The sequence below is a fragment of the Thalassotalea ganghwensis genome (genome assembly GCF_053485795.1).
In genome coordinates this window covers 1-13,000 of the sequence record NZ_JBQRUM010000013.1, presented here as the reverse complement: position 1 = coordinate 13,000, position 13,000 = coordinate 1, and the positions used below count along the sequence as shown (strand labels likewise).

Here is a 13,000-nt window from a genome sequence, read left to right as displayed (position 1 = left end):
CTAGTTCTCCTGATTTGCTTTGGCTAATGCGTTAATTCTGCTTGAAAGACTGAATAAGCGAATGAAGCCCTCGGCATGTTTTTGATCGTAAACGTCATCAGCACCAAAAGTTGCAAATGCTTCTGAGTATAGGCTATTCGGTGAGCGACGCTGAGTTACGGTTGCCATTCCCTTATAAAGTTTAACGACAACATCACCAGTAACTTGCTCTGCGAAACTTGCAGCGCCAGCTAATTGCGCCTTGGCAAGCGGTGTAAACCAACGACCATCATAAATAACATGAGAAAACTGATGACCAATAGATTCACGATATTTTAAGGATTCTTTGTCAAGAATTAAGCTTTCCAACCCTTTATACGCTGCCATTAAAACAGTACCGCCTGGTGTTTCATAACACCCTCTAGACTTCATTCCCACTAAGCGGTTTTCGACAATATCAATACGTCCTACACCATGTTGTGCTGCTTTATCATTAAGGTACATCAGTGCGTTATAAGCTGACATTGCTTCGCCATCAACAGCAACTAGCTCGCCTTTGTCAAAACTTAAGGTCACTCGCTCCGCTTGATCAGGAGCATCTTGTGGATCCACCGTCATTGTCCATACTTCTTTGGATGGCTCACACCAAGGGTCTTCTAACTCGCCTCCTTCGTGAGAGATGTGCCATGCATTAGCATCACGACTGTAAATTTTAGTGAGTGATGCAGAACATGGGATGTTGCGCTCTGCAAGGTATGCAAGTAAATCTTCCCTTGAAACCATGTCCCACTCTCGCCAAGGAGCAATAACGGTAAGCTCTGGCGCCAATGCAGCAAAACATGACTCAAAGCGAACTTGATCATTACCTTTACCAGTGCAACCGTGACATAAAGCGTCTGCCCCCAATTTCAATGCCAGCTCAACGTGAGCTTTAGCTATAACAGGACGTGCCATCGACGTACCTAAAAGGTATTGCCCCTCATAAACAGCACCTGTTTTCAAGATCGGGTAAATATACTCTTTAACGAACGCTTCTTTTAGATCAACAACGTGACACTCGGAGGCGCCGGAGGCCAGTGCTTTCTCCTCAATACCGACGAGCTCTTCTTCACCTTGACCTACGTCAGCGCAAAAGGCGATCACTTCACAACCATCGTAATTCTCTTTTAACCAAGGAATAATTGCTGAAGTATCTAACCCTCCGGAGTAGGCCAAAACGACTTTTTTAACGGTTTTTTTTGCTGCTAATGCCATGATAAATTCCTAAATATTCTATAAACTAATTAATTAACTGAGTAAGCTGACAAGGACGGCGTTTTGCGCCCACATTCTGTTTTCTGCTTGCTCGAACACTACTGCCATTTCACTGTCAAATAACTCAGTAGTAATTTCTTGTTCTAAATGCGCCGGCTGACAATGCATGACGTATTTTGCGCCGGTTTGCGCCATCAATTGATGGTTGACTTGAAAAGGCATAAAAGTGGCTGCGATATCTTTTAAAGTAGCGTCAGAACCCATTGAAAGCCATGTATCTGTGTAAATAACGTCTTGCTGTTTGAGTTGTTTTATATCATCAAGTATTGATAAAGAGGCACCAGATTGCTGAGCAAAAGCTTTTGCTTTGGCAATCATAGATTGGTCTGGACCATATCCTTGAGGGCACACTAAGGTAAAGTTGACCCCTAAAATAGCGGCCATCAGCATCAGCGAGTTAGAGACATTATTGCCGTCACCAACATAGGCAAAGTTAAGGTTTTCAAGCGATGTAAAATGCTCTGATAAGGTCACAAAATCCGCTAGAGCTTGGCAGGGATGAAACTTATCACAAAGTGCATTAATCACGGGTACACTGGCGTGCTCCGCCAAGGCTTTAATAGCATCATGATGAAAAACTCGAGCAACTATAGCATCTGCATAACAAGAAAGGTTTTTAGCATAGTCGCTAATACGCTCTCTTTCGCCAAGCTTGCCATTTTGTTGTCCAAGGTAGAGTGCATGACCGCCAAGTTTGTTAATACCAACATCAAAACTAACATGAGTTCTTAACGAAGGCTTTTCAAATAACATAACTACCGACTTACCCGCTAATGCTTTAGCATAGTCATTAGGGTGTGATTTTATCGTTTTAGCCAGCTCAATTAACGATAAAAGCTGTGCTTGACCGAATTGATCATCAGCCAAAAAATGTACGAAAGACATAATTAATCCTGTTCGAAATTTAAATGGTAATAAACTTAAAGTGTTGGCTGGATGCGGGTGCCTACATGAGCGCCGTTGAGCAAAAGCGTAATTTGCTCTGGAGCTTGCCAGCTAGCAACCGCGATGCTTCGTCGTAATTGATTAGCAGCCTTAAATGCTGCGTTAACTTTTGCTTGCATACCACCAGCAATGATCCCTTGCTCGATCATCGCTTGTGCATGAGGTTGACTTAAACTCTCGATATAATTGCCGTTACCATCTTTGACACCGTTAACGTCAGTTAACAGTAATAAATCTGCATTTAATAATTGACAAACTACCACGGCAGCATCATCAGCATTAACATTGACTAACTGCCCATCAGCCAGACTACCAATCGAAGAAATAACAGGTAAAAATCCACTTTTAAGCAAATTATCGAGCAATGTACTGCTATTTGGCTCTGGAACGCCAACACAACCTAAGTCCAGTGGATGCGGTTGGCAGTTAACCATTGCACCGTCACTTAACGATACACCAACGGCAGTCAAATTTTGGTTATTAGCCATAGCAACAATATGCTTATTTACGGTACCGGCAAGCGCACCAGCGATAACGCCAATTTGCTCTTTGGGTGTGACTCGCAAACCAGCCTTCTTCGTCGTAGTGAAGCCTGCTAGAGCAAGGTGCTCATCAACAACACATCCGCCACCGTGAACCAAAACAACGTTTTGTTCCGTTAGGTTTGCAATTACCGACAGTAACGCTGTTAACGCTGACGAATCTTCAAGAATTGCGCCACCTATTTTTATGACTAACGGCTTACTCATAAAGCGCCCCCTGAATCAATCCGAAATGACTAGGTAATCCCAGCGAAATGTTGGCACATTGAATCGCTTGCGCTGCTGCCCCTTTCAATAAATTATCGATAGCGCAACTAACCACCAGTACTTGCTGATTTTGATCAAACTGCCAATGTAAATCAGCAAATGGCGTGGTCGCGACATTATCGACTTTTGGCCATTGAGCTGTTAAACGAACCAGAGGCTTATTTTCATAAGCATCTAGATAGGCCTGATTAACCATTTCAGTGGTTGTTGATGGCTTTAATTTAAGTGTGATCGTACACAGAAGGCCTCTTTTATATGGGGCTAGGTGCGGGTTAAAAATAACAGGACTACCTGCCTGCTGGCTAATTTCAGGTTGGTGTCTATGCTGCAAGATATTGTAAGGTGCCAAACTCACTTCATTGAAGCTTGTTGCTAAAGATGCTTTTCGACCGGCACCACTTACACCACTTACGCCATTTATCACAATTAAGCTATTAATATCGTTTAGGTCTTGCGTTAAAACGGGCAATAGCGCTAAAAGACTTGCTGTTGGGTAGCAACCAGGTACAGCCACCAATGAAGTATTGGCAATGTTAGTCTGATACCACTCTGCCAAACCATATTGCGCTGTCGTCAATAAATCACTCTGCTTGTGATTAAAACCATAATACTGAGGGTAGAGGTGCACATCCTTTAAACGGAAACCTCCAGATAAATCAAAAACTTTAACCCCAGCGGCTACAAATTTTGGCGCCCACTCAACACTCGTTTCATGTGGTGTCGCTAAAAATACGGCATCAAGATGCGCCGCGGCCTGTGAAAGCCATTGTTCAGTTAGTGCTTTTAATGAGGTATCACATATACCCAGATACTTAGGATATAAGCTCGAAAAGCTTTGCCCCAATGCATCACTGCTTTCTGACACCACTAGGTCGACTAGCGACATTTGTGGGTGTTGGCATAGCAAAGCAACTAGCTCGGCACCAACATAGCCACTTGCACCAACCACTGCAACTTTCATCAAAACCTCATAATTGCAATTCTATTCACCCTTACTGCCTAAGGTGAACGTTAAAACCAAACACCGAGATAAATCTTCGATATAACCAGATTAACCGTAGTTAAATAAATAAGTATTGAAGCTGAACAACAACTCAATTAATCTTGTCTATACTTCAACAACGGCGAAAATACCACCTAATGGGTAGATATGCAACTATTTAGCATAATTATTTTATAAAAAATGAAAAATTTACCAGGCTTTAAAGAAGCATTGACACAATTAATTGCACAACCTTCGATCAGTTCGGCATTACCCAATTGGGACCAAGGCAATTTGTCTACTATTCAATTACTGGCCGCATGGTTTGAGCAACTCGGATTTACCATCAACATTCATAGCGTTCCTCATTCTCGAAATAAATATAACTTGTTGGCAAAATTAGGTGATGGTGACGGCGGTTTATTGTTAGCTGGGCACAGTGATACCGTTCCTTACGATGAACAACGATGGCAAAGCGATCCCTTTCAGGTGAAAGACGCTGATGATAAGTTTTACGGCTTAGGTACCTGCGATATGAAAGGCTTTTTCGCCTTTATTTTGCAAGCTTGTAAGCAATTGCATAAGCAATCATTAAATAAACCACTCTATATACTGGCAACAGCAGATGAAGAAACGACCATGGCAGGTGCCCGTTTTTTTATGGAAAAGCAATGGATAAAACCTGATGTGGCGGTTATTGGGGAGCCAACCAATTTGGTGCCAGTTGTTATGCATAAAGGCCATATGTCACATAGAATCAAAGTACAAGGTCAGTCGGGGCATTCAAGTCAGCCAGATCTAGGTGTCAATGCTATTGAGATTATGTATCAAGTACTCAATGCGTTGCTCGAACTTAAAGAAAAATTAGCATTACATTATACCAACCAAGCATTTGCTGTCCCCATGCCTACCCTGAACCTAGGTGCTATTAGTGGCGGTGACAATGCCAATCGCATTTGTGGTTATTGTCACTTAGATATCGATATGCGCGCATTGCCAGGACTTAAAGACGAAGAGCTAATTACTTGGTTAACCGAAGCGCTAATGCCAATTCAGCAAAAATTTCCTGAGCGGATCAGTATCGAAGAATTACACCCAAGCTCGCCGAGTTTTGAGCAAGATAAGGCAAGTGAATTAGTACGCTTTGCTGAAAAGATATCCGAACATTCATGTTGTGCTGTGAATTATGCAACTGAAGCCCCGTTTATTCAGCAACTTGGTTGTCAAACAATTGTTATGGGGCCAGGTTCAATCGATCAAGCCCATCAACCCAATGAATTTTTGGCGTATAATCAAATTGAGAAAACAGAGCTGATGCTGGTTCAGTTAATCAACAAATATTGCATGTAAGGGATGAACTTCTGTTACTTATTGCTCTTGTTCCATAGCTTTTGATTATCTTTGATCGTGAAGTAATCACCGGCATGCCAATACCTTGGCAATAAGTCGAGCTTTTTACGCTCTTGATAATTAGAAGCCAAGAGCTCTAAAATCTCATTTAAGCGCTCTTTACTGATAGTGGCAAAATCTTTTGCCACATCAACATTGTATAGGTTCTTATCTTTTTCAATAATGATATCTTGGCCAAAGCCGATAAAAGTGAGATGTCGTGTCGCTGTTCGGCAGATTGGCTGTTCACCATCCTCTGGGTAAAGTTGGGTAACTATAGCGTACTCGTAGCGATCACTTTTCTCACCATCTTTGTCTGTAGGGATATAAGTCACCCCAAATCCTTGAGGGAAGTCACCCGTTATTTTATATAACGCATCAACAACCAACTGACTGCAATTACCTTTATCAGCATTTTGATTAAGCGCTTGATATACCTTAGGTAAAAGCTTGTAGCTATAACTCGCCTTGGTGGATAAAATTATCGACGTGTAAATTTGAGGCACTTTCAATAGATTACCAATCCCTTGTTTTGGGGTAATCGAGCCTTTTAATAACTGTTTAATAAAAACGAGTTTTTGATGCTCAGCAATATTAAATTTATCTCGCTCTTCTTTGGAATTCCCGACATAGATAGGCGCGCCAATACCATCAACCAAAAACTTGACCGTTTCACGAAAGTTAATTTGTAGTAGCGCCTTTCGCTCTTCAACGGGTAAAGTACGATGAATATCAAGCTTACCATCAGCGCCTGTTAATATTTTTTGCGCATCGGGATGATAATTGCCGATATCCTGAATAATGGCCGCCATTAAAATTGGAACTTTTATTCGGTCAATAACTGACTCGAACGCCTCTTTATCATTTGCAGCAAGCACTTCATAATCGCCTACCGATAACTCAGCTAAGCTATCTTTTAGATACGGGTGTTCAAGTACAGAGGATTGGTCGAGGTATAACCGATCAAATAGGCGTAAACACAAAATCCCTTTATAAAGCGATTTGTGGCGCTCATTAACTTCAGCGACTTTTTTACCTTCGGTTGGACTGATCAGCTGAATGGTGCCGAGAAATTGTGCCGATTTGCGACTAGTTTCTTCAAACGTTGCGCCCTCAGTTAACGAGAGCACCTCTTCACAGACTTCAAACAAATACTTATAACGCTCATTACTTTCATAACGTAGCTCTTGTTTAAAGTCTCTCAATTCTCTTTCAACGCGCTTAATTGCCGTTTTGTTTTCTTCGGCATTTTCCTTTAACGTGGCAATTTTAGATTTGTAGTTATCAATTTGCTGCTGATTTTCCGCCTGTAACTCGAAAAATGCAATGGCACGCTCTAGTAAAGAGTCTTTTAATATACTGCGGCCATACAGCTTATTTAAAAGCTGTTTGACCTTAGTAGTAAAGTTAGTGTCACTGTAATTTTTCTTCGACATGAATAGGCGATTTCTTGTTCAGCATTATTGTTATCACCTTCTAATGCTAGTTAATAATTACAGAACACTCAAGCACTTAATTTCTTTATCGATCAAAGTACTTAATCCTAAGGCTATGCGCCTTTTAGTTTTACTTGACGCGTTCTTCCTGATAATTGTTTGCAAATATGCACAAGATCTGAGTGCAATCCACCTGCGGTGACATCTCGTCCAGCACCTGGCCCTCTAATAACCAGTGGGTTATCTCCATACCATTGACTATGTATTTTAAAGATATTGTCTCCAGGAGAAATATTGGCAAACGCATCATCCTGACCAATCGCTTCGATACCAACGCTCGCCTTAATTCCTCGCTCACTGACCGATAAGCGCGCGATATAACGCATGCACGCTTGCTCTGCAACAACGTGTTCAAGCTTTGACTGAAAATCATCATCCAATTTAGTTACGCTATTTAAAAACTCTGCTTTTGATAGTTCAGCTAAAGCCTTAGGAACAAGGTTTTGACAACTAATATCTTCTAAAGATAATTCAAAGCCAGCGGTACGAGCCAAAATTAATAACTTACGTTGAACGTCTCGTCCCGATAAATCTTCTCGTGGATCTGGCTCTGTTAACCCTTGCTCAAGTGCCTGTAGCAATAACTGACTAAAGGGTTTTTCACCCGTATAGGTCTCAAAAAGCCAAGATAACGTGCCAGAAAAGATGCCTGATATTTCGGTAATTTTATCTCCACTATCCAGTAAATCTTTAATCGCGTAATTAATCGGTAGGCCAGCGCCAACCGTCGTATTGCCTAACCAAATACTTTTACTTTTATCCGCCGTTTCAACTAATGCTTGATATGTTGAAACCGGAGAAGAAGCCGCCCACTTATTTGCGCCAATAACGTGAATACCTTGCTCAAAAAACCGCAAGTAAAGCTCACTAAACGTTTCACTAGGAGTGATATCTACGACAACCAATTCATCATAAGGGTGATGGGACAACCAATCTAATAACTGTTCATTATCATAGCTTTGCGCATACTGATTAAATTGTTCCATTGCTTCTGAGGCATCGATGCCATCATTATTGATTAACGCTTGCTTAGAAGTTACCAATCCAACAAGGTGAAGATTTTCAAGTTCATGTACTCGATTGAGTTGCTCAGGCAGCAACTCTAAGAAGCGAGTCCCGATATTACCTAAACCAACAACCACTAGCCCTATATGACGGGCATCTTTAGTCATATCATGATGAACATTATTGAGCAGTTCTACGGTACAGTTAAGCGGTAAAATTGCAATATAACTATGTTTACTTTTAGACTTAACAAATTCGATGACCTTGCTGTGACGTAAAGAACGTTTAAAGCGCGCTCTAATATCGCCGTGCTCTGTCACTTTATGACCTACTGTTGCCATAATTGATGCTGGGATAAATGCCACTTCAGTATCGTGACTTGCTAGCCATTGACTAACAGATTTTTGTTGCTCTTGATGAATAACAATAAAGCCTTTATCAACATCATAAGTGATAGCATTAAACTCTTGTGCCGCTTTAAGGCCACTATCACCAAGAAAGCTGTCACTTCGCGCAAGCAATAAATCATTCAAATAAGTTACCGACAATTCTTGTTTTGCTATCTGACCAAAAGATCCGATTTCTGTACCACTGATATTAGGTGCATAACTACTTGCGACATGTAGATGTGTAGCGTGATTAGTCAACGGCTTAAGAGTTTTAGCGTGTAGAACCGGGTTTCCTAAGCGTCCCAATTCTTTAGCTACACCATTGGGTAAGCGATGAAGTTTTCTCGAATGTGGAACAACACGAGGATCAGCACTGTAAATACCATCAACATCTGTCCATAAAGTGACATTATTGGCGCCAACTAACGCTGCCATAATCGTTGCCGAATAATCACTGCCATTTCGCCCTAGCGTTTTAGTTAAGCCTTGACTATCACGGCTGATGTAACCCGTAACGACTGTGAGCTTACCGTCAGCTCTCAAGCTCTTAAGGTTTGTTTCACTGATATCATAAAGTACCTGACAGTCTCGCTCATTATCGATAACAAGGAAATCTCGCGCATCTATAAATGCACTGGGACAAACACGCTCATTGAGAACGGCAGACATCAATCTCGCAGACCAAAGCTCACCAAACGCTAGAAAGTCGTTAGTATAGCTGCCAAAGCCTTCTTTAATCCATTGACGAACCAATAAGAGATCATCACGCAAATATTGACATAATCGTGCCGCACTTGACTTATTAAGTAAGGAATTGATTAACGCCGCTTGGTTACTTTCGAGCATGGCAAGTGACTGTTCAAGTCCGTCATCATTTGTTTCAATTAAGGGTAAAATATCAAACAATTCATCCGTTGTGTCGCCATTAGCGGAGACAACCACGACATCATTTAATTGACAGTGTTGCTGAATAATACCAACGACCCGTTCAATACAAGTTTTATCCGCTAAACTGCTACCACCAAATTTATGAACATTGACGGCTTGCTTAGCCAATTGATTATTGTCAGCACTTAATGCGACAACATTTGCTGCTTGTTCCATACGATACTTACACTTAACTTTAATTAATTTAACTGACTAGCGACCAAAGCATTGTTGAGATCATTAATAATATCACCAATGTCTTCAATACCCACAGAAATTCGTACTAACGATTGCGTGATCCCTGCTTCTATTTGGGCGCTGAGTTCCATGCCTGCGTGTGTCATTGTTGAAGGATGACTGATCAAACTTTCTACACCGCCTAGCGATTGTGCTAAGGTAAACAGCTCGACATGATCGAACAATTTTTTAACCGCTTCTAATCCACCTTTCACTTCAAAACTCATCATTGCACCTGCACTTTCCTGCTGTTTTCTTGCAACATCGGCATTGGGATGATGTTCAAAGCCAGGGTAATAAACAGTATCAATTGCTGGATGTTGATATAGAAACGAAGCAACGGCATCCGCATTTTCTTGGTGCTGCTTCATTCTAACGGGTAGCGTTTTTAATCCTCTTAAAGCCAGATAACTATCAAATGCAGAGCCAGTTATACCAATACAGTTTGCCCACCACGCTAACTCTTCACCTAATTCTTGAGTTTTGGTTACTAAGACACCGCCGACAACATCGCTATGACCATTAATAAATTTGGTGGTTGAGTGAAACACGATATCAGCTCCTAACGCCAGTGGTTGCTGTAAAATAGGCGATAAGAAAGTATTATCAACTGCTACCAAAGCACCTGCTTGAAGACTTAGTTGGGTAACTTTTTCAATATCAACGATGCGCAATAACGGATTACTGGGTGTTTCAACTAGCACTAATTTAGGTGATTGTGCTAAAGCCTTTGCAAGTGCATCATCATCGTTTTGATCAACAACAATCAGCTTAAACTGTCCGCGTTTTGCTAAATGCGTAAATAATCGATAGCTACCACCATAACAATCATGAGGAATAACGACAGAATCTTCCGTCGTTAACAACTGACAAATAAGATGCACAGCTGACATACCAGTGCTAGTGACAATCCCCAACGCTCCACCTTCGAGATCAGCAATGGCTTGCCCAAAAGTTGCTCTTGTCGGATTACCGGTACGAGAATAATCAAATTGACGTTTATTGTTAAAACCCTTTAAGGAATAAGTACTTGATAGGTGAATAGGAGCAACGACAGCGCCATGATGTTGATCACTATTGATACCTGCACGCACCGCAATGGTTGCATTTTTCTTTTCAGACATAACCGTACCTAAAGCCTTTTTTCTAAATAGATGTTTGGACGTCTATAACTCTAAACGTTTTAAATTTCACGGTCAAGAAGTTTTAGACATCTAAACTTCTACACATATATAGTTGACTACCGCCCAACAAACAGTAGAATCATAGCTTGTAACTGTTACCAATTACAGCGATCAAGCATAGTCAGTTGCTCTTATCACTTAACAACATACAATAAAGATAAACAACCCAGAGGTAATTTCATGGCAAAGTGGAATGGCGAGTACATTAACCCTTATGCGGAACATGGGAAAAAAAGTGAACAAGTAAAAAAGATCACCGTTTCAATTCCCTTACGTGTATTAAAGGTTTTAACGGATGAGCGTACTCGAAGACAAGTTAACAATTTACGTCATGCCACTAATAGTGAACTGCTATGTGAAGCATTCTTACACGCATTTACCGGTCAACCTTTACCTGATGATGCAGATCTTGCCAAAGATAACAACGAGAAGCTCCCCGCTAGTGTCAGAAAAGTGCTAGAGGAAAAAGGCATTACCGATTTTTCACGCTACAGTGATGACGACTAGCGATTCAATCTGATTTAAACAAAAAGCCAGTAACTGATAAAGTTACTGGCTTTTTTATGGCAATAGCGTTTATAACATATAGTCTTTAGGCAACTCTAAACCAGCAACCCCTGACTCTACTGCAGCCATCGCGACAGCGCGGGCAACACGAGCGCATAATCGTGTATCCATTGGCTTTGGAATAATGTAGTCTTTACCAAATTCTAATGCTTTATCACCGGAAGCTGCCAGTACTTCTTCAGGCACAGGTTCCTTTGCTAATTCTCTGATTGCATGAACACAAGCAACCTTCATCTCATCATTAATCGTTCTTGCTCGCACATCTAATGCGCCACGAAAGATAAAAGGAAAACACAGTACATTGTTCACTTGATTTGGATAGTCAGAACGCCCAGTGGCGATAATAACATCATCACGTGTCGCCAATGCTAACTCTGGCTTAATTTCAGGATCTGGATTTGAACAGGCAAAAATAACCGGGTTATTCGCCATTAATTTAACATGTTCAGCACCCAATACATCGGGCCCTGAAACACCAACAAATACATCAGCGCCATCAATCACATCTTCAAGCGTACGTTTATCGGTGTTATTGGCAAATAAACGCTTATATTCATTCAAGTCATCGCGACGTGTGTGAATTACACCTTTGGTATCTAGCATGTAAATCTTTTCACGTTGTGCACCACATTTTATTAGTAACTCCATACATGCGATCGCAGCCGCCCCTGCGCCCATACAAACAATGTTTGCGTGACGTAAGTGCTTGCCTTGTATTTCCAACGCATTGATCATTCCAGCGGCGGTGACAATTGCAGTACCGTGTTGATCATCATGAAAAATCGGTACTTTACAGCGTTCTATTAGCGCTTTTTCGATGACAAAACACTCTGGTGCCTTAATATCTTCTAAATTGATACCACCAAAGGTATCAGCAATATTCGCCACTGTGTCGATAAAATCTTCAACGGTTTTATGTTTAACTTCGATATCAAACGAGTTAATGCCAGCAAAACGTTTGAACAAGAGCGCCTTACCTTCCATTACCGGTTTAGCAGCCATAGGACCTAAATTACCTAATCCTAATATCGCTGTTCCATTAGTGATAACCGCCACCGTGTTGCCTTTGCCTGTGTACTTATAAACATCTTCAGGGTTTTCGGCGATTGCTCTAACCGGTTCAGCAACACCTGGACTGTATGCGAGCGCTAAATCTTTGCTCGTTTCTGCAGGTGTTGTTAGCTCAACACTGATTTTACCTGGAGTAGGCAGTGCATGATAATCTAAAGCTTGTTGACGTAAGTCGGCCATGGGGTGTTCCTAAATGCGTTGAATAATTGTAATACCTGAACAAGTACTGTTAACTTTTATTGTTTTTATTATTTATATGGTATTGCATATCACTTGATACAATCAATAGGGTTTTTATATAAAAAATCGCTACAGGCTATAATATACGGGACTATCAACAGTCCCTATTTAAAAATAACATAGCTAATATAAGCGATATTTATGCGATTAAAACTAGCATTTATTAGCTTTCATTAATAAAAATCAGGCTAAACACGTTCAAAACAAGTTTAGCGATTTTCGTTAATTTGCGGCAATATTGTTCAATAATTCAGCTAACATGCCGCCAACAGCGTTAAACTCACGATCTCTATTGAAGAACTTATTTGCATAACTATGCAAATAAAAAAGCCAGCATAACGCTTAATGCCAGTCAGTTAACAACTGACTGGCATTTTTTCTTGGGATATTTGCTAGGTTTTGGTTTAACGCATCTTGGATACGCTCGCTCTCGCTTCATCGGTAAGATGTGGTGCTCTACTTGAGC

General features: G+C 41.0%; 10 protein-coding genes. 2 read left to right on the top strand and 8 right to left on the bottom strand.

Going from position 1 to position 13,000, the window contains the following annotated elements:
- From ACSLUH_RS13410 to argC, 4 genes are read right to left on the bottom strand one after another with little or no spacing between them, the layout of a single operon-like run.
- Positions 1 to 1,233: an argininosuccinate synthase gene (locus ACSLUH_RS13410; RefSeq protein WP_448567818.1), complete on the bottom strand. Its 1,233-nt coding sequence runs from the start codon at positions 1,231 to 1,233 to the stop codon at positions 1 to 3.
- 33 nt (positions 1,234 to 1,266) lie between these two features.
- Positions 1,267 to 2,178, bottom strand: a complete 912-nt coding sequence (locus ACSLUH_RS13405) for an ornithine carbamoyltransferase (protein WP_448567816.1) — start codon at positions 2,176 to 2,178, stop codon at positions 1,267 to 1,269.
- A gap of 35 nt (positions 2,179 to 2,213) precedes the next feature.
- Positions 2,214 to 2,987, bottom strand: coding sequence for an acetylglutamate kinase (gene argB / locus ACSLUH_RS13400; protein WP_448567815.1), 774 nt, complete (start codon positions 2,985 to 2,987; stop codon positions 2,214 to 2,216).
- Positions 2,980 to 4,011, bottom strand: a complete 1,032-nt coding sequence (argC, locus tag ACSLUH_RS13395; RefSeq protein ID WP_448567813.1) for an N-acetyl-gamma-glutamyl-phosphate reductase — start codon at positions 4,009 to 4,011, stop codon at positions 2,980 to 2,982. The genes argB and argC overlap by 8 nt, the downstream gene beginning before the upstream one ends.
- 219 nt (positions 4,012 to 4,230) lie before the next feature.
- On the opposite strand from argC, the gene argE reads away from it, so the two are divergent.
- The gene (gene argE / locus ACSLUH_RS13390) at positions 4,231 to 5,379 is read left to right on the top strand and encodes an acetylornithine deacetylase (protein ID WP_448567811.1); all 1,149 of its coding nucleotides are present in this window, start codon (positions 4,231 to 4,233) and stop codon (positions 5,377 to 5,379) included.
- A gap of 14 nt (positions 5,380 to 5,393) precedes the next feature.
- On the opposite strand, the gene ACSLUH_RS13385 is transcribed toward argE, so the two are convergent.
- The 3 genes from ACSLUH_RS13385 to metB all read right to left on the bottom strand — a co-directional run bounded on the left by ACSLUH_RS13385 (position 5,394) and on the right by metB (position 10,596).
- Entirely contained in the window at positions 5,394 to 6,854 is a 1,461-nt protein-coding gene (locus tag ACSLUH_RS13385) for a hypothetical protein (protein ID WP_448567809.1), read from the bottom strand.
- A 113-nt stretch (positions 6,855 to 6,967) separates the two neighbouring features.
- Positions 6,968 to 9,412 (bottom strand): bifunctional aspartate kinase/homoserine dehydrogenase II, encoded by a 2,445-nt coding sequence (gene metL / locus ACSLUH_RS13380; protein WP_448567807.1) that lies wholly within the window; start codon positions 9,410 to 9,412, stop codon positions 6,968 to 6,970.
- Positions 9,413 to 9,435: 23 nt separating this feature from the next.
- Entirely contained in the window at positions 9,436 to 10,596 is a 1,161-nt protein-coding gene (metB, locus tag ACSLUH_RS13375; RefSeq protein ID WP_448567805.1) for a cystathionine gamma-synthase, read from the bottom strand.
- A gap of 240 nt (positions 10,597 to 10,836) precedes the next feature.
- On the opposite strand from metB, the gene metJ reads away from it, so the two are divergent.
- Complete coding sequence (gene metJ / locus ACSLUH_RS13370; RefSeq protein WP_448567803.1) at positions 10,837 to 11,163, top strand: met regulon transcriptional regulator MetJ; 327 nt, start codon at positions 10,837 to 10,839, stop codon at positions 11,161 to 11,163.
- A gap of 69 nt (positions 11,164 to 11,232) precedes the next feature.
- On the opposite strand, the gene ACSLUH_RS13365 is transcribed toward metJ, so the two are convergent.
- Positions 11,233 to 12,474 carry a malic enzyme-like NAD(P)-binding protein gene (locus ACSLUH_RS13365; RefSeq protein ID WP_448567801.1) on the bottom strand — a complete coding sequence of 414 codons (1,242 nt, stop codon included), beginning with the start codon at positions 12,472 to 12,474 and terminating at the stop codon, positions 11,233 to 11,235.
- Between the last annotated feature and the right edge of the window lie 526 nt (positions 12,475 to 13,000).

What these genes read in the sequence shown, in the direction of transcription:
- argB (WP_448567815.1), bottom strand. Translation starts at nt 2,987, where the DNA reads ATGAGTAAGCCGTTAGTCATAAAAATAGGTGGCGCAATTCTTGAAGAT.
- metJ (WP_448567803.1), top strand. Translation starts at nt 10,837, where the DNA reads ATGGCAAAGTGGAATGGCGAGTACATTAACCCTTATGCGGAACATGGG.
- metB (WP_448567805.1), bottom strand. Translation starts at nt 10,596, where the DNA reads ATGTCTGAAAAGAAAAATGCAACCATTGCGGTGCGTGCAGGTATCAAT.
- ACSLUH_RS13410 (WP_448567818.1), bottom strand. Translation starts at nt 1,233, where the DNA reads ATGGCATTAGCAGCAAAAAAAACCGTTAAAAAAGTCGTTTTGGCCTAC.
- argE (WP_448567811.1), top strand. Translation starts at nt 4,231, where the DNA reads ATGAAAAATTTACCAGGCTTTAAAGAAGCATTGACACAATTAATTGCA.
- metL (WP_448567807.1), bottom strand. Translation starts at nt 9,412, where the DNA reads ATGGAACAAGCAGCAAATGTTGTCGCATTAAGTGCTGACAATAATCAA.
- ACSLUH_RS13405 (WP_448567816.1), bottom strand. Translation starts at nt 2,178, where the DNA reads ATGTCTTTCGTACATTTTTTGGCTGATGATCAATTCGGTCAAGCACAG.
- ACSLUH_RS13385 (WP_448567809.1), bottom strand. Translation starts at nt 6,854, where the DNA reads ATGTCGAAGAAAAATTACAGTGACACTAACTTTACTACTAAGGTCAAA.
- ACSLUH_RS13365 (WP_448567801.1), bottom strand. Translation starts at nt 12,474, where the DNA reads ATGGCCGACTTACGTCAACAAGCTTTAGATTATCATGCACTGCCTACT.